General features: G+C 47.0%; 18 protein-coding genes. 14 read left to right on the forward strand and 4 right to left on the reverse strand.

The window, feature by feature from the left end; all coding sequences use genetic code 11:
• The first annotated feature begins 131 nt into the window (after positions 1–131).
• From mobA to ACZ45G_RS03160, 6 genes are all read left to right on the forward strand, one after another.
• On the forward strand, positions 132–737 hold the full coding sequence (gene mobA / locus ACZ45G_RS03135) for a molybdenum cofactor guanylyltransferase (protein WP_464175209.1): 606 nt from the start codon (positions 132–134) through the stop codon (positions 735–737).
• Positions 738–784: 47 nt separating this feature from the next.
• Complete coding sequence (locus tag ACZ45G_RS03140) at positions 785–1,147, forward strand: molybdenum cofactor biosynthesis protein MoaE (protein ID WP_464175210.1); 363 nt, start codon at positions 785–787, stop codon at positions 1,145–1,147.
• Between the two features lie 35 nt (positions 1,148–1,182).
• Positions 1,183–1,680 carry a cyclic pyranopterin monophosphate synthase MoaC gene (gene moaC, locus ACZ45G_RS03145; RefSeq protein WP_464175211.1) on the forward strand — a complete coding sequence of 166 codons (498 nt, stop codon included), beginning with the start codon at positions 1,183–1,185 and terminating at the stop codon, positions 1,678–1,680.
• The gene (locus ACZ45G_RS03150) at positions 1,661–2,929 is read left to right on the forward strand and encodes a DNA recombination protein RmuC (protein ID WP_464175212.1); all 1,269 of its coding nucleotides are present in this window, start codon (positions 1,661–1,663) and stop codon (positions 2,927–2,929) included. Before moaC ends, ACZ45G_RS03150 begins: the two co-directional genes overlap by 20 nt.
• Positions 2,868–4,145: a murein transglycosylase A gene (gene mltA / locus ACZ45G_RS03155; RefSeq protein WP_464175213.1), complete on the forward strand. Its 1,278-nt coding sequence runs from the start codon at positions 2,868–2,870 to the stop codon at positions 4,143–4,145. Before ACZ45G_RS03150 ends, mltA begins: the two co-directional genes overlap by 62 nt.
• Before the next feature lie 62 nt (positions 4,146–4,207).
• Positions 4,208–5,800, forward strand: a complete 1,593-nt coding sequence (locus ACZ45G_RS03160) for a GMC family oxidoreductase (protein ID WP_464175215.1) — start codon at positions 4,208–4,210, stop codon at positions 5,798–5,800.
• Between the two features lie 53 nt (positions 5,801–5,853).
• Here ACZ45G_RS03160 and ACZ45G_RS03165 read toward each other — a convergent pair whose 3' ends face one another.
• The 4 genes from ACZ45G_RS03165 to ACZ45G_RS03180 form a co-directional block, all read right to left on the reverse strand.
• On the reverse strand, positions 5,854–6,885 hold the full coding sequence (locus ACZ45G_RS03165) for an energy-coupling factor ABC transporter ATP-binding protein (RefSeq protein ID WP_464175216.1): 1,032 nt from the start codon (positions 6,883–6,885) through the stop codon (positions 5,854–5,856).
• 2 nt (positions 6,886–6,887) lie between these two features.
• Positions 6,888–7,574 (reverse strand): ABC transporter permease, encoded by a 687-nt coding sequence (locus tag ACZ45G_RS03170; RefSeq protein WP_464175217.1) that lies wholly within the window; start codon positions 7,572–7,574, stop codon positions 6,888–6,890.
• Positions 7,575–7,586: 12 nt separating this feature from the next.
• Complete coding sequence (locus ACZ45G_RS03175) at positions 7,587–8,417, reverse strand: ABC transporter substrate-binding protein (protein WP_464175218.1); 831 nt, start codon at positions 8,415–8,417, stop codon at positions 7,587–7,589.
• A gap of 174 nt (positions 8,418–8,591) precedes the next feature.
• Entirely contained in the window at positions 8,592–8,840 is a 249-nt protein-coding gene (locus tag ACZ45G_RS03180) for a cytoplasmic protein (protein WP_464175220.1), read from the reverse strand.
• A gap of 447 nt (positions 8,841–9,287) precedes the next feature.
• Between ACZ45G_RS03180 and ACZ45G_RS03185 the strand changes: the two genes are divergently transcribed.
• From ACZ45G_RS03185 to ACZ45G_RS03220, 8 genes are all read left to right on the forward strand, one after another.
• Positions 9,288–9,596 carry an Hpt domain-containing protein gene (locus ACZ45G_RS03185; protein WP_464175221.1) on the forward strand — a complete coding sequence of 103 codons (309 nt, stop codon included), beginning with the start codon at positions 9,288–9,290 and terminating at the stop codon, positions 9,594–9,596.
• A gap of 28 nt (positions 9,597–9,624) precedes the next feature.
• Positions 9,625–10,746: a PP2C family protein-serine/threonine phosphatase gene (locus ACZ45G_RS03190; protein ID WP_464175222.1), complete on the forward strand. Its 1,122-nt coding sequence runs from the start codon at positions 9,625–9,627 to the stop codon at positions 10,744–10,746.
• Positions 10,747–10,750: 4 nt separating this feature from the next.
• Positions 10,751–11,194 (forward strand): ATP-binding protein, encoded by a 444-nt coding sequence (locus ACZ45G_RS03195; protein ID WP_464175223.1) that lies wholly within the window; start codon positions 10,751–10,753, stop codon positions 11,192–11,194.
• A 127-nt stretch (positions 11,195–11,321) separates the two neighbouring features.
• The gene (gene phoU, locus ACZ45G_RS03200) at positions 11,322–11,969 is read left to right on the forward strand and encodes a phosphate signaling complex protein PhoU (protein ID WP_464175224.1); all 648 of its coding nucleotides are present in this window, start codon (positions 11,322–11,324) and stop codon (positions 11,967–11,969) included.
• Positions 11,970–12,021: 52 nt separating this feature from the next.
• Complete coding sequence (locus tag ACZ45G_RS03205) at positions 12,022–12,714, forward strand: response regulator (protein ID WP_464175225.1); 693 nt, start codon at positions 12,022–12,024, stop codon at positions 12,712–12,714.
• Positions 12,715–12,731: 17 nt separating this feature from the next.
• Complete coding sequence (locus ACZ45G_RS03210) at positions 12,732–14,564, forward strand: HAMP domain-containing sensor histidine kinase (protein WP_464175226.1); 1,833 nt, start codon at positions 12,732–12,734, stop codon at positions 14,562–14,564.
• Between the two features lie 558 nt (positions 14,565–15,122).
• Entirely contained in the window at positions 15,123–16,019 is an 897-nt protein-coding gene (locus ACZ45G_RS03215) for a CARDB domain-containing protein (RefSeq protein WP_464175227.1), read from the forward strand.
• A gap of 105 nt (positions 16,020–16,124) precedes the next feature.
• Positions 16,125–17,747 (forward strand): hypothetical protein, encoded by a 1,623-nt coding sequence (locus ACZ45G_RS03220; RefSeq protein ID WP_464175228.1) that lies wholly within the window; start codon positions 16,125–16,127, stop codon positions 17,745–17,747.
• The last annotated feature ends 3 nt before the right edge of the window (positions 17,748–17,750 follow it).

Genomic DNA, 17,750 nt, shown 5'->3' on the forward strand with positions numbered 1-17,750 from the left:
GTCATATAAACTGACATTTTCTGCCCCAGAATCTGTATCATTTTTTTTTCCGGGGGGCAACACCTTGATTTTAAGTTCAAGTTCTTATAATCAAAGGAGGGGTTTTTAATTTTTTACGGGATGGGGTGTGAATGAAATATGATTGTACAGGGGTGATCCTGGCTGGCGGGGAAAACAGCCGGCTTCCCGGGGAAAAAAAAACCTTTCGCCGGGTGGGGGATGATATGATGCTGACAAGGATTCATGGGTTGTTTTCAAAATTGTTTAAGGAGGTCATCATTGTGGTCAACGACCCAAGGGATTTTATCGGATGGGACATGATGGTGGTGACAGATATCCACCCCTCCCGATGTGCTCTTGCAGGCCTCCATGCAGGATTGTTCTATGCATCCAACCCCTGGGTCTATGTCACGGCCTGTGATGTTCCCTTTGCAAATGAACAGGTGATTCAACATTTGATCGGCCAGAGAGAACAGGGGGTCGAGGTGATTGTTCCTCGCACCGATGATGGACTGGAACCCCTGGCTGCCCTCTATTCAAGGGAATGTATTCCCTTGATTGAAACCAACCTTGAAAAAAATATATTGATGATCAAAAAATCTTTCAGGAAGAAAAAAGTTAAGGAAATTTGCGTGTCTGATTTGAAAAAGCTGGACCCTTCCATGCGGTTCATGTTTAATGTCAATACACTTGAGGACCTTAAAACCGCCAGATCAATGGCCAAAGAGACAAAATAAATGGGCGGGTCTTCCCACAATAATCTAAATAAAACAGGAGTTGCCCCATGAATATCGTGACACTGCTCGACCAGATAAAAAAACACCCTGATTACCCAAAGGCCGGTATGATTTTATGCCATAATGGTGTTGTCCGGGCCACCACCCGGGAAGGGGATGCTGTCACAGGTCTTTCCCTCACTGTGGACCACCAACGCTTGGCCCAGATTCTTGCAAAACAGCGAGAGACTCCCGGTATTGTGGAGATACTGGTTCATATAGAGGAGGACAAACACCTGGCCGTAGGAGATGATGTAATGTTTATAGTGGTGGCAGGGGATATCCGCGAGACAGTTATTAAAACCCTGACCGACACCCTGAACCAGATCAAGTCTGAAGTTACTAAAAAGACGCAAATTTTTGCTCAATAACCGGGGCCAAAGTTTCATATAAAAGGAAAGAGAATATGACAGATTTTACACACCTTGATGCGCAAGGCCGGGTCAGGATGGTGGATGTGGGAGAAAAAAAAGAGAGCAAACGGGTGGCCGTGGTCATGGGGTCCATCTCCATGGAGGCTGCGACCCTTAACATGATTTTGGATGAACGGGTGAAAAAAGGGAATGTTCTGGAGGCCGCCCGCATTGCCGGGGTCATGGCTGCCAAGAAAACCGCAGACCTGATTCCCATGTGTCATCCCTTAAATATCACCTATGTCAGGGTTGATTTTTTCCCGAACATAGACCAATCCAAGATATTTATTGAGGCAGAAGTCTCGTTGACCGGTCGGACCGGTGTGGAAATGGAAGCCCTGACAGCGGTTTCTGTGGCTGCCTTGACCATTTATGACATGTGTAAATCCTATGACAGGGGAATGCGTATCTCAGGGATCTACCTGAAATCAAAGTCAGGCGGCAAAAGCGGGACCTATACGGCAGACGCAGATGCAAACTCTTCACAATAATCTGGCTTCCCTGGAACCATTTTTACTGCTTGGGATCGGGATTGCCCTGGGATTTTTTCTGGGCGTTGTGGTGAGTATATTTTTGGCCCGATCCTCCACCCTGTTTTTTTCAGCAAGGCTCAAGGATTTGTCCCACCAGGCGTTAAATGAAAATTCCAGTAAATTTATGGAACTTGCCCAGTCCTATTTTAGCGGATATGTCAGGGAGGCTAGAAAAGATTTTGATATCAAAGGGGACGAGATTTTAAGGACGGTTGACCCGGTTCGTCAGATTTTAGACAAATATGAAATCCATCTGGGGCTCATGGAACGAGACCGGGAAAATGCCTTTGGGACCATAACGGAACGGCTTCGGGAAATGGCCCAGACCCAGGCGCATCTGCACCAGGAAACAGGAAATCTGGTGAAAGCGCTCAGGCAGCCCCATGTTCGGGGCCGGTGGGGGGAAATTACCCTGAAAAAAGTGGCCGAACTGGCCGGCATGGTGGACCATTGCGATTTTGAAGAACAGATGACCAAAGGGTCTGGCAAGGGAAGCTTGCGTCCGGATATGGTGGTCACCCTGCCCGGGAATCGGAAAATAATTGTGGATGCAAAGGTCCCCTTGATTGCCTATTTGGACGCCTTGGAGGCAAAGGATGACACGGAAAGAAAGGTGCGAATGAAGGCCCATGCCGGTCAGGTGCTCGCCCATGTTGCCAATTTGGCTTCCAAGGAATATGCGGCCCATTTTTCCCCCACTCCCGAGTTTGTGGTCCTTTTTATTCCCGGGGAAAGTTTTTTTTCCGCAGCCCTTGAAAGCAAACCAGACCTTATTGAAAAAGGGATACAAAAGGGAGTGATCCTTGCGACCCCCACCACCTTGATCGCACTTTTAAAGACGGTCTCCTATGCATGGCGGCAGCAAAAAGGCTATGAAAATGCAGAACAGATTAGAGAACTTGGGGGAGAATTATATGCGAGGCTTTGTTCCATGACCGATAATATGAACCGTCTGGGCAAGGATATTGAAAAAACAGCCGTCACCTTTAACCGGACCGTCGGGGCCATGGAAAAGCGGGTGATGACCTCTGCTAAACGTTTAGAAATCCTTTCGGTTTCCTCCCGGAAGATGACGGATCTTGATTTCATCGACCCGGGGTGCGAGACCACCCGGCACTTTAATGCGAGACATGATGATACGAGGCATGATGATGCAAAACATGATGATGCGAGGCATGATGATGCGAGGCATGATGATGCGGTTTAAACCTTTGTCCTGGCATGGTTTTGTCTTGACCTGTTTGATGGGTGTCGGGTTTTGTGTTTTTCTTTCCGGATGCGGGTTTTTTAAAGGACCAGAGGAACCTTCCCAGCTGCCCTTGATAAAGGTTGCGCCCCGAAATTATCCCCAATTTTTTGACAGCCGCAGTTTTGAGGGCCTTGCCCGTTCCATTGACCAGAGCCTGATCTATTTTAAGCGGGTGCCTTTGTCCCGGAAATATGCCTATGAAAAGGATATATTTGATGCTGGCCATATGATCCGCACCCTGGAAAGATTCCAGGCCCTTTTGGCAGAAAATCTTTCCCCGGTTGAACTCAATGCCCGCATAAAAGAAGAATTTTTGGTATTCAAGAGTCCGGGCTCTGACACGGGAGAGGTTTTGTTCACCGGCTATTATGAACCCACCTACAAGGGCAGTCTGGAACAGGACGATACCTATGTTTATCCCGTCTATTCAACGCCTATGGATCTTGTGCAGATTGATCTTTCCCTTTTTAGCGATGAATATAAAGGGCACAAACGTCTCAGGGCTCGTCTTAATCCTGACACCCGCCGGGTGGTCCCCTATTATTCCCGGGCTCAGATCAACAATCTTCCTGATTTTCTGAACAGGGCAGAGCCGGTGGCCTGGCTTGAAAGCCGGGTGGACCGATTTTTTCTTGAAATCCAGGGATCGGGCAGGGTGAACCTTGAACAGGGGGGCCAGCTTCGGATCCATTATGCCGGCAGTAACGGCAATGCCTATCGGTCCGTGGGGCGGTACCTCATTGAGAAAAATGAAATTGCCAGAGAAGATATGTCCATGCAGGCCATCCGGAAATGGCTGGAAAATAATCCCCATCGCATGGATGAGGTGCTCCACTACAATGAAAGCTTTGTTTTCTTTAAAACCGAGGAAGGGGGCCCTTACGGCAGTATCAATGTGGAGATCACACCCTTGCGGTCCATTGCCACGGACCAGCGGCTGTTTCCCAATGGCGCCCTGTGTTTTGCCCAGGCGGCTCTTCCCGACCCGGATTTTCTTGAACCCCTGGAACAATGGGAGAAGACTTCCCTGTTTGTCTTGAATCAGGACACCGGCGGAGCCATCAAAGGCCCTGGCCGGGCAGACCTTTTTTGCGGCAATGGACCCTATGCCGAGTTCACGGCAGGTCATATGAATACCCGGGGGCAATTGTATTTTCTGGTGTTAAAACCCTGAGGCCAAATTATCTGTACCCATAACTTAATCCGGCCATAATGGCCCTTCAATAAGGATGACAGATGAATTCAACCAAGCCCCATGATTTTGATTATATTGTGATTGGCTCTGGCTTTGGCGGAAGTGTATCCGCCCTGAGGCTCGCAGAAAAAGGTTACCGGGTCGCCGTGATTGAAAAGGGCAGGGAATGGGCGACAAAAGATTTTCCCAAAACAAACTGGAATATTAAAAAATATCTGTGGATTCCCCAGATCGGCTGCTATGGATACCAGATGCTCACTCTTTTTAAGCATGTGATGATTGTTCATGGAAGCGGCGTGGGGGGCGGCAGTCTGGTCTATGCAAACCAGCTCTTGGTTCCGCCGGAAGAGGTGTTTAAAAGTAAGGACTGGTGCATTGAAAATCCTGAAAAAACCCTTGCACCTCATTATGAAACCGGCAAAAAAATGCTGGGTGCCAATGTCAGCCCCCAGGTGGGCAAAGCCGATATATTGCTAAAAGAGGTCGGTATGGACATGACCGGTCAGGATACCTTTCATAAAAATGATGTGGGGATTTTTTTCGGCACACCGGAAAAAACAGTTCCAGACCCCTATTTTGACGGCAAAGGACCGGATCGGACCGGGTGCACCTTTTGCGGTGCCTGTATGATCGGCTGTCCTGTGGGGGCAAAAAATACCCTGGACAAAAATTATCTTTTTCTTGCCCGGGGCAAAGGGGCCAAAGTTATTGCCCAAACATTGGTGACGGGTGTGAGACCGATTGCCGACGGATATGAGGTGATCACCACAAGTATTAAAGGGATTTTTAAAAAGGAAAAGGTATACAGGGTCAAAGGCGTGATCTTTTCCGGCGGTGTCCTGGGAACGGTCAAATTGTTGAGTCAGTGCAAAGACAAGGGGCTTTTGCCCCATATCTCCGATGAACTGGGTAATTTTGTCAGGACCAATTCAGAAGCCCTCATCGGCGTTAAATCCTTTGATAAAACCTGCGACTGGAATGACCAGATCGCTATTACTTCAGGGATTTACCCGGACAAGACCACCCACATCGAAATTGTCCGCTACAATAAAGGGTCCGATGTTCTGCTGAATCTGTATACCATTATGGCCGGGGGGGGAGGCAGTATTCCCCGGGTGATTCGGTATTTGGGCAATGTTGCAAGGCATCCACTGCAGTTTCTCAAGCTTTTATGGCCCCTGGGAAAAGCCGCCTCCATCTCCATACTTCTGGTGATGCAGACCGACAAAAATCACCTTAAACTGGGCTATAAAAAACGCTGGTGGCGTTTGGGCGGAAAATCCATCAATTCTGAAATTCCCCAAGGATTTGAAAGATCCCCCAGCTATATCCCCGTTGCCAATGAAACGGCCAAGCGCCTGGCCCAAAAAATGGACGGAATTCCCTTGAGTTCCTTTCCCGAAGTTCTTATGGACATGTCTACCACTGCCCACATTCTGGGCGGATGCTGCATGGGAGAGTCTGCCCAAACGGGCGTGGTGTCTGACAAGGGAGAATTGTTTAATTACCCGGGCCTTTATGTTGCAGACGGATCCGTGGTATCTGCCAATCTTGGGGTAAATCCAAGCTTGACCATTACGGCATTGTCAGAACATATCATGTCAAAAATACCCGCCAAAGGGGATGCGGTGTAGAAAGGATGTCGCTTAAGGGTTGAAGATTACATTCTTTGTTTTTCAAAATTTGGCTATCGCCATTCAATGTCCCGGGAATGGAACATGAGGATGAGTCGTTTGCCGGGCAACAGGTTGAGGGCCGTTGCCTGATCCGGGGAAAAGCGGATGTTCAGTGAAAAATCCTTGGCCTGGAGGGTGGTCATGATGTGATGGGAGCTTTTTTCCATGAGCATGGAGGTGATTTCTCCTGTTATCTGGTTATCCCACCCACTTTCCTTTTCTTTTTCAAGGCAGATGTGAAGTTTTTTTTGTTGTATCACGGCGAATCCATCGGTTTTTTCACTTGGGGGCAACAGGATATACTCACCCTTTCCTTCGATGCCAATCCATTTTACAGGGCCTTTTTTTTGTGACAGGTCATAGGGCGGGGGAATGATATGTTCTTTCCCCGTTGAAAAGAGTCTGCCATTGGCAATGGAGATCTGTGTGTCGCTGCATTCATAGAGCCAGGGCAGATCATGGCTGGCGATCAGAAGCGTGCATCCCCAGTCTCGCCTGGCAGCCAGAGCGGCTTGCCGGATCTGTCCGGCACTTTTGGTATCCACGCTGGCCACGGGTTCGTCCAGGAGCAACACCTCGGGCTTTAAGATGAGGCGGGCGGCCATGGCCACCCGCTGGGCTTCCCCGCCGGAAAGCTCATGCCATTGCCGGTGGGCAAATTCGTTATAGCTAAGCCCGACACTTTTAAGGGCCTCCTTGATTCTGTTTTCAAGGTTCTCCCTGTCTCGTCGGATTTTCAACCCATAGGCAATATTGTCAAAAACCGATCGCTTTAAAAGATAAGGTTTTTGGGTGAGCAGGGTGACCCTGGAGCGGACCCGGGGGGAGAGGGGGAATTCTTGGCGCCCATTGAACCACACTTCCCCTGTGGTTGGTTTCAGGGCAAAGGCCATGATTTTGAGCAGGGTGCTTTTGCCACTGCCGTTGGGGCCGGTCAGGCCGGTAATCGACCCTTTTTGGATTTGCAGCCCATCGATATCCAGTACTCGTTTATCCGCGTAATAGTGCTGGAGCTGGTTTAGTTTATAGGTGGCCAGGGTCATTTTTATTGTTTTCTTAAAAAGGAGAGGGAAATGTTGACGGCAAAGGCGATGCCGATGAGGACGATTCCCAGTGCAATTCCGTCGGCAAACATTCCCTTGTTGGTTTCAAGGGCAATGGCCGTGGTAATGGTTCTGGTGTGGTATTTAATATTGCCCCCCACCATCATGGAGATCCCCACTTCCGTTAACACACGGCCATAGGCAGTAACCGCCGCTGCAAGCAATCCGTATCTGACTTCCCACAAACAGGTCATAATTATGTTCCGTTTGCCGGCGCCTAAAGATACCAGGGTCAGCTTGAGTTCCGGGTCAATATTTTCCACAATGGAGGCGGTGATGGCCGTTACAATGGGAAAGGCAAGGATGGTCTGGCCAATGGCAATGCCGGTGAGGGTGAACAAAAGTCCAAATTGACCCAAAGGACCCTGGCTGGATATAAAGGCATAGACCAGAAGTCCCACCGAGACCGTGGGAAGCGCCAGAAGCGTGTCTAAAACGGTTCGAAGGGGTCTTTTGCCTTTGAAATTAAAATATCCCAGAAGGAACCCTGCGGGCAGACCTGCTCCAAGGCTGATGAGCATGGAGCAGGTGGATGCCTGCAATGTTGCAGAAACCGCCGTATAGGTGGAGTGGTCAAAATTTATCAGCAGCTCAATGGCCCTGATAAAACCTGCAACAATAAAATCCATAAAATCCTATCGCTATTTTGCGTTGGGTATAAATAATTCTTGACCCAGAAGCCTGAAATCTCCAATGAGTTTCTGGGCTGAGGGTGACGCCATCCAGTCGGAGAATTTGAGGGCAAGGTCGTATTTGGCCTTGGGACAGTTGGCGGGATCAAGGGTCAGCACACTGTATTGGTTCAAGAGAATCTTATCCCCTTCCACCAAAACTTTCAAGGGGGCGTTTCCGCCCTGGCTGTCCTGGTATTTGATATAGGTACCCCGATCGGTCATGGTATACCCCTTTTTCTCCTGGGCCACAGTGATGGTGGCAAGCATGCCCTGTCCGGTCTGGATATACCAGCTTTCTGTGTCCGGCAATGGGATTCCTGCCCCTTTCCAGAGCAGTTTTTCCTTTTTATTGGTACCGGAATCATCCCCCCGGCTCATGAAAGGGGCGGTGTGGCTTTTGACGGCTGCAAGGGCATCTGAAATGCTTTTTCCTTTAATACCGGCGGGATCTGACCCAGGCCCTATGATGACAAAATCATTGTACATGACTTCTCTTCTGTCTTTGCCATATCCTTTTTCAATATAGGCTTTTTCAGCAGGGGGGGCATGGACCAGCAGTACATCCACGTCACAGTTCTGTCCTAATTTTAAGGCTTTGCCGGTTCCTGTGGCCGTCCATTTGAGGGCAATCCCGGTTTCCTGTTCAAAATGGGGGATCAGATATTCCAGAAGACCAGTGTTATCGGTACTGGTGGTGGTGGCCATCATCAAACTTTTGTCACTTGCCAGGCTGTACGTTGCCAACACCAGCAGAAAAATCCCCGACAAAAGACTTGAAACTAATTTTTTTCCGTGCATTTTTATATCTCCTTATTTTATACGGTTACCTATGGAATTATGAGAATATGGTATGGAATTATGGGAATATGATATGAAATTAAGGGAATATGGGTGATCTGTCAAGAAAAACCGTTTGCATCCCATTGAAACCTGCTTGTATCGACCCATACGAACCATCATTAACCGATAATCCTATCTGTCTTTTAAGAACAGCCCATGGTATTCATCTTCTGATATGTGTTTTTTCAAGTGTTTATTTACAAACAAATAGATCTCTTCCAACTGTGTGTCTGAAAGTCTGGGAAGAAATGTTTTCATAAACCCATCTTCTGAAAATTTTTGTAAATAAAACATGACCGTCTCTTCATCTGTTTCCCGGTCCATGCCAAAGGCACCCAGTCCCTTGTATCCCTGGATAAAATCATGTGTGTCTTTTTTCATATATCGCTGTGTCCGTTTGTTCAATATGCTATCGGTTATGAAGTGAAATTACAGAGTCTTGTATTATATTTCAAAAATCAGGGTCCATCCCTTTTACCGTGATAAAATAGATGGTGCAGGCGGGCCTGTGTTTACAATAAAGTTTGGGGTCCTTACAATGCAAGCATTCCTTGCATTGATAAATGTCATATTTCGCACATCGATGGGACGTTTCCCGTGATGGATGTTTTTTGCAGCTTCCCATGTCATGTCCTTTGCTTTCTTACCAAAAGAATAAATATTGGACTTTTTTTTTATATGTCAATTTTAATTTATGGCATCTTTCTCGTGAAAACAGCACCCTGGTGCAAGTTAAATTGAAGGTTTACAAGGAAAGATTAATTCTTTATACTTTTTGGCACACTGATATTTCCCTAAAAAAGTATTTTTTTTACAACAGGAGTCTCCATGGATTTCAAACACCTTGCATCTAAGATTGGTTTTGATGAAGAAGATTTTATGGAGCTGGTTGAGCTTTTTATTACCACCACTTTGTCGGATCTGGAAAAAATCAAACAGGGGGTCTCCACGAATCATCCCGAAGATGCGGCGGCGGCATCTCATTCCATAAAAGGCGCTGCCGGGAACATGGGGTTTGACGACATGTTTGTCCTGGCAAAAAAAATGGAATCCCAGGCAAGGTCAGGCAGCCTGGAAAATTTTGATGCCTATATCCTTGACCTTGAAACCATGGTCAAGAACCTTGCCGCCAACTGATATTTAAATTTTATCCGAGGCATTTATCATGGGAAATACGCACCCTTACACAGTCCTGGCTGTGGATGACAATCTGCTGAACTTAAGAATCATTGAACGCTCATTGTCCAAGGAAGGGTATCAAATATTTATTGCGGACAACGGGCCAGATGCCAGGGCCATTGCCCTGGAGAAACGGCCCGATCTGATATTGCTGGATATTGAAATGCCCGGGGAAAACGGGTTTGACGTGATCAAAAAACTCAAGGAGGAAGCTGCCACCAATGCCATACCGGTCCTTTTCCTAACCGGTGTCAGCGAGGTGGATGCCAAATTAAAAGGGTTTGATCTGGGGGCGGTTGATTATATTACAAAGCCCTTTCACCCCCAGGAGGTGCTGGCCCGGGTCAGGATTCATCTCAAACTTTCTATTGCCACCAATTCTTTGATCCAGGACCAGGCAGCCAAACTCCGCCAGGTGACCAAGGCCCAGGTGGCCATGTTGCCTTTGTCCGAAGATCATCCCCATGCCAAGTTTGGTGTCTATTATAAAGCCTTGCAGGAGGCCGGGGGCGATTTTTATGATATTTTAAATATTTCAGACAAGATCACCGGCTATTTTGTGGCCGACTCTTCGGGGCACGATATCGAAACCAGTTATATGACAGCATCGGTAAAGGCCCTGTTGGCCCAGAACTGCACCCCGGTGTATTCGCCTGCTGAAAGTATGAAAATGATCAATGATGTGCTGGTGGAGATTCTGCCCCAGGGTAAATATCTGACCGCCTGTTACATGCACATCAACCGGACCACCATGCGAGTGACCATTATCAATGCCGGCCATCCGCCGGTGGCATGTCTGCCTGTCAAGGGAGACCCCTTTCTCATTAAATCCGATGGGGATGTGTGCGGGATTTTTTCAGATGCCCATTTTGGTATGGAAAGCCTTCATGTAAGCAAAGGAGACCGGTTCTTCATTTATTCCGACGGGCTTGTGGAGTCAGCAGAAAATAAAATCACCTGGGCCAGTGGTGCCGACAGCCTTTTACCTATCTATAAAACCCTGAGAGATGTTCCCTATGACAGGGCACCAAAGGAAATGATCAGCCAATTGTTCGGCAATGACGCTTGCCCCGAGGATGATCTTGTTCTACTTTGCATTGAGGTATAGGGCCATGGAAAAAGATATTGATATTTTTGAGATAACAACGTCCAAGGACAACCTTCATATCCGGTTTCCCTCTTTTTTGGAATATATTGATGACGCCTGTAAGACCGTTACCCAGTTTTTGAAGTCAGGCCATAAGGAGGTTGTCCCCCACTTGTTTGCCATTCATCTGGTCCTGAGGGAGGGGCTGACAAACGCAGTTCGCCATGGCAATAAAAATGATCCGGATAAACTGGTGGAGTTTCAATTGAAAATTAACAGGGGAAAATCCATCTGCCTTGAAATAGCAGATCAGGGAGAAGGGTTTGACTGGAAGGACCAACAGCTTTCCGGATTGCCGGGAGATACGACCCATGGCAGGGGGCTCTTTATTATGGGATCCTATTTTACCCGGTATTCCTATAATCAAAAGGGCAATCGTCTATATCTGGAAAAGCTCCTTTCTTCATAAAATTTAATCTCGCGTTAATATAATGCTAACACAATTCTAATTAAGATGGGGTAAAACCGCTTTTAAAGCCAGAAGGTCTGGTGCAATAAATCCAGTAATAAAAAAGACAAAATTTGCGGGGGCAAGAATGACAATCCATCTTGATCGGGCAATGCTTCGGATCAAACGAGAAATCCTTTCTTTGGGAGCCATGGTGGAGGACCGGTTTAAACGATCGGTGACTGCGGTTCAGGAAGAGGACCTGGAACAGGCTCAATTTATAATTGACACTGATTTTAAAGTGGATGAGCGGGAAATTGAAATCGAAGAGGAATGCCTCAAGATGCTTGCCCTGTACCAGCCCGTGGCAACGGATTTGCGCCTGATTGTGGCGGTGATCAAGATCAATAATGACCTGGAACGGATTGCTGATTATGCCGTCAATATTTCCAAACGCTATAAAACTTCTTCCGGGAATCCCAATAAGTTTAAATATGATTATACCGCCATGGGGGATCTGGCTGCAAAAATGTTGAAGATGAGTCTGGACGCCTTGGTTTCCATGGATGTTGACATGGCCTATGAGGTTCGGAAAATGGACAAAACCGTCAATATCATGAGAAATGATGCCTATGGGATCATGAAGGCCGATATCCAAAAACACCCTAAAATGGTTGAGGAAATCATTAATATGTATTTGATTTCACGGCATATCGAACGGGTCGGAGACCATATCACCAATATTGCCGAAGAGGTAATTTATCTGATTGAGGGAGAAATTATCCGTCATACCTGATACCCTGGCACCAAATGAAACCAGATGATAATCGCATAAAACAGGATAGAAAATGTCTAAGGAAACCATACTCATTGTAGATGATGAAGAAGATATCATTGAACTGATTAAATATAATCTCAAAAGCGAAGGATATACCATCCTCACCGCCATGACAGGAGAACAGGCCATTAAAATTGCCAAAAAGTCCCAGCCGGATCTTCTGGTTCTGGATCTCATGCTACCCGGTATTGACGGGCTTGAGGTGACCCGGCATCTGAAAAAAGAGGACGCGACAATGGATATCCCCATTGTCATGGTAACGGCCAAGGGGGAAGAATCCGATATAGTGGCAGGCCTGGAGCTTGGGGCCAATGATTATATATCCAAACCCTTTAGTCCCAAGGAGCTTACCGCAAGAATCCGTGCTATTTTAAGGCGCCGCAAAAAAACAATTCCTGGCGATCCGCCCCGGATCAACCAGGAAGGGGATATGACGATCGACCGGGCCAAGCATATTGTTACCATAGAAGGTCAGATGATTGATCTGACCCTGTCGGAGTTTGATCTGCTTTCTTTCCTGGCAGATAAAAAGGGGTGGGTCTTCACCCGGGGGCAGATTGTGGATGCCGTCCACGGTGAAAATTATGCCGTCACTGAAAGAAGCGTTGATGTGATCATTGTGGGGTTGCGTAAAAAATTAAAACAGTATGCCTCCCATATTGAAACTGTCAGAGGGGTTGGATATCGGTTTAAGGAATCTTAATTGCAAAGTGGTGGCATATGAATAAACGACGAAAACTTATCTGGCAGATATTTCCCTCCTTTCTGGTCATCATCCTCCTGTCCCTTACCGCGGTGACCTGGTATTCCACCCGATATTTCAAGGATTTTTTTCTTGAGAATTCGGAAAGAGAACTGACCATTCAGGCAAAATTGCTGCAAAATAAGTTTGCCCATCTCCTGAAGGAGGACAGGCAAGCGATATCCCAAATTGACAGCCAGTGCAAAAAAGTAGGGAAAAGCATCCAGACACGGGTCACCATTGTCCTGCCTTCCGGCGTGGTGGTCGGGGACTCCTTTGGGCGGATTGAGACCATGGAAAATCATTTGGCCCGTCCTGAAATACAAGCGGCCCTGAAAGGTCAAAAAGGGATTTCCATCCGTTACAGCGCAACCCTGGATCAGAATATGATGTATATCGCTTTTCCCGTAAAGCGGGAGGATCAGGGGGCATTGGGGGTTCCAGAGAAATCAGTTAAAATAGCCAACCCAGCAAACCAGGTGATTGCCGTGGTCAGGACGGCGGTGTCCATATCGGACATTGATAAAAAAATTACGGATGTACGGAATAATATCCTGGTGGCCCTCATTCTTACCCTCATTGCTGCCGCCATTGCCAGCTTTTATGTGGCAAGAAGGGTCACAAAGCCTTTGGAGCAGATGACACGAGGGGCCATTGAGTTTGCCAAGGGAAATCTGGACAATAGATTAACCGCTCCTGCCACTCAAGAGTTGTCCCAATTGGCCCGGGCAATGAATAAAATGGCTGCAAACCTATCCGGAAAAATTCTGGACTTCAAGAACCGGAGCCACGAGCTTGAGGCGGTTCATACCAGTATGCAGGAGGGAGTGATTGCCATTGACAAGAATGAGCAGATCATCACCATTAACACGGCTGCCGCTAAAATATTTGATTTCCCCCCCCCGACACTCAAGAAAAAAAACATTCTGGAAGTGGCCCGAAATTATGAACTCCAGACCTTTATCCAGCGAGCATTGTCCACCCATGAGCCGGTTGAGGAGGATATTTTAATTGAACGCGATGAGAGCATCATCTTAAACATCCATTCAACCGCTCTCTACGATACCCGGAAAAAGCGAATGGGAACCTTGATTATTTTCCATGATATTACCCGTATCCGGCGTCTGGAAATGATGCACAAGGAATTTGCCGCCAATGTTTCCCATGAATTAAAAACCCCGTTAACCACCATAAAAGGGTTTATTGAAACCCTCCAGCAGATGCTGGCAGACAATGAAAGTCAAAACAGCGAAACTTTTTTAAAGATCATTGAAAAGAATGTCAACCGCATGGTTGAATTGATAGATGACCTTTTGGCCTTGTCCCGGCTGGAACGGCTTGAGGGAACCGATATCAAGTTTGATTCCCATCCCCTTTTAACCCTTTTGGAGGGTGTCCTTCATATCTGTTCGCCCCTGGCGATGGATAAAAACATCCAGATTACCCTGGACTGTTCTGAAACCATAATGGCCATGATGGATCCCATCCTCATGGAGCAGGCCATTATTAACCTGGTGGACAATGCCGTTAAATATAACCCGGAAAATACAAGGGTCACCATTGGTGCGATGTGTCAAAAGGGAATGGTGGTCATTAGGGTTAAGGATTTTGGAACCGGCATTGACAAGGAACATCTGCCAAAAATATTTAACCGGTTTTACCGGGTGGACAAGGGCAGAAGCCGGAACGAAGGCGGTACAGGCTTAGGGCTTGCCATTGTTAAGCATATTGTCCAGTATCACAGTGGAAAGATCGAGGTGGAAAGTCAGAAGGGTCAGGGCACAACCTTTAACATCAGCATTCCCGTCTAATATCAAAATTGTGATGGCGTGTCCCTCCTGCTCGGTCCAAACATTTTTGCCGGGGGCGTGGTTTCGGCAAAAGCGGATATCAAATCCGGGGTTCAGTATTTAGACGTTCTGTGGCTGTCTGGCCATCGCGATACCATCGCGTCGGCGTTTCGAATTCAACGACTTGTTTTTTTTCTCTGAATATCATTCAATCAATAAAATAAATTCATGCTATTTGTGCGCTAAATGTGTGCAAATTGTGTTGTTTGTGTAATAACTGTGTGTTGTTTGTGTAATAAATGTGTGTTAATAGCGTTGTCTATGTAAAAAAAGTTATAAAAATGGGCAAATAATGTAATAACTTTATTTTAGAAAATCACTCTTATTTTTACTAACTATCTGAAATTTAGTAATGAATTACATTCATTGGGAATAAGTATTTTTTTGGCATTAATATTGCTCTTGTCGAGGGGGTTCTGATTTGGTTTTTATTTAGGGGGGATTGTAACTTTAGATAATTAATAGCGATGACGTATAGATGTTCATCAAGTATAAAATTTTGTTTTAAAGGAGATATGGATGAAATTCAAGGTATCATGGGGAATGGTTTTTTGCTTTTTATGTTTTTTTTGCTTTAGCGCACAGGTGTATGGTGATTCCAGTTTTGATCGGGAACTGGTGATAAAAAACCAGGGCAGGGCCGACAAGGTTGAGACGGTTTTGCGAAGTCTTATAGGGGCCTATGAAAATGAAGATGCCCGGGAATTTCTTGATTATGTCAGCGAGGATCGTTTCCGTCAGGATTACCTTACCTTCACAGATGCCTTGTATTCTGATTTTCGGACCTATGAGATTTTCCGGGTGGATTATTGGGTGGACCGGGTGGTGGCCGACAATGTCAAGCAGTTCCTCTATGTCCGCTGGGAGAAACGGTATGAAACCCTGGATGATGCGAGACAATTGACCGAACGGGGATATTCTCGGTTTTTGTTTGACGAGGTAAATGGGGATTATCTGCTGGTTGAGCTGGCAGGGAACGATCTTTTTGGTGCAAGTCTTCCCGAGTGGACCGAGGAAACACCGTCTGTTCCTGGGCAGGAAGCAGTTCCAGCTAATAACCCGGGAAGTGATACCGAACCTGCTACCGGGCAGGCGGATCTTGCCATCCAGGATGGTTCAGCTCATTACCTTGGAGGCCCCAGCACGTTTACATTTCAAATGACCGTCGTCAATACCGGATCAGCGGCAAGCCTGCCTACGACAGTTAATTTCCGTAGTTACTATCCGATGTCAGCTGTGGGAAATGTTTTTATCCCTGCCATACCTGCCGGGGGTACACATCTGACGACAAGCACCGATTCTTATGATTCTGGTAATCATCTCGAGTCTGTCACCATTGATCCCCATAACACGGTTCCTGAAAGCAACGAAACCAACAACACGGGAGGTCCATATACTGTGCCGTATGATTATTAAAATATTGATTTTTTTGGGCTGAAATTTGATTCTGTTGCCTGGGTAACAGGCGTATCTGATAACATGACGGTTGACTTCAATCTGTATTGAGAGCGGGGAGTTTGTATGAAGCGGGTAATCTGGACCTTTATTGTTTGTGGTATCTTGTGTTCTTTTGTTTCTATTGTGGCAGGGGGGGAAGTCCCATCGGTAAAACCCGAAGAAAAATGGAAAGTTCGGGGGCAGTCAGCCACTTATTTTAATGTGAAAAAAACCGAGGGTGAGGCAGACGGCACAGCCTTGAACGATGGTGAGTTCTATCGCCAGGAGTTGTCTTTTTACCTTTCCAAGGATAGAGAAAAACAGGGGAAGCTCGGGTTTGATTTCAGGGTCCGGGCAACCAATGATGAGCAGATCGATTCAAAGGAATTGCGCCTTCTTTATTTCAGGGGATATCGGTATACAAAAGAAAGCCGGTCAGAACTCGGAGATATTGCAGCTTCCTATAATCCCTACGTCTTTTCCACCTCCCTGAAAGGGGTTAAGTTGGATCTGGGGCAGAATAAAAGAACCGGATTCAAAACTTCCTTTGTGGGCGGTGTTCAGAAGGCCACCTGGCAGGAGATGGTGACCACGGTTGACAATGAACAGCCCGACCGCTGGCTGGGCGGCGCCAATGTTGAATATGTGAAAGATGCCGGCCAAAGTGTGGCATTTACCGTGGCCATGGCAAGGGATAAGGTTGAATCCGGTGATTATGAAGAGGTGAATTCCCTGGGAGCCAGTGCGGTTAATGGCGGTATTGATGCGGACTGGCGGTTTAATCGGTATCTTACGGGCAAGGCCACGATGGCATTGATGCAGGGCATTGATAATCTCCAAGATGACCATGCTGCCAAAACCAGCCATGCGGTCAAGCTTCGACTCCTTACCAAGCCGCTGCCCCGTTCCTTGCGTTCTAATTTTACCTATGAATATGTTGATCCGAATTTTCAGCCCCTGGTGGGTTCAGGCGCCGCCGACCGGGAACGCTTTGAAAATGACACCTCCTATTATTTTGACCGGCAGCTCAAATTCAGGATGACCCTCAAATATTCCAGGGATAATCTTGACGGCCAGCTGGGGGATACCCAAAGCATCAGTGATGGGACCTTTTATTGTGATTACCGGCCTGATTTTTTGAAACGGGGGGAGATGGGGCTGCGATTCCAGACCAAGGCCATGGACGGCCGGGGCGCGGACCTGGGCTACAATGAAGGAGAGCTTTATATTAACCTAATACCCAAAACCGGCTGGCGTTTGGGCGGGGCTTATATTTATACAAATGTTGATGACGATGCTGTCGGTGCAGTTGATCAGAAGATCAACACCCTGCGGGGCACTGTGGGGTGGAAAAAGCGTTTCAGCAATGACCATCTTTTCCGTTCCACCCTCAATCTGGATTACAAATTGATTGATCAAGTCATGGGAGACCAGTCTAAGGTGGGCGGGAAAATTGACCTTGGCTATGATGCAGGCAAACACTGGACCTTTGATATCCTGGCCCAAACAACCAATAGCAATCGGAAATTTGCAGATGACACAGATTATGGGGCATATCAGGCCAGGGCGGGCTACCACCCCTGGGGGGATGCGTCAAAATCCATACGTCTTACGGCCGAACAACGCAGATATTCTTCTGATTCCACCACCAGTGATCAAACCTATCATGAGAATATACTGGAATTGTCCTATCTGTTCTCCTTTTAACGA

It is taken from the genome of Desulfoconvexum algidum, from assembly GCF_055382125.1.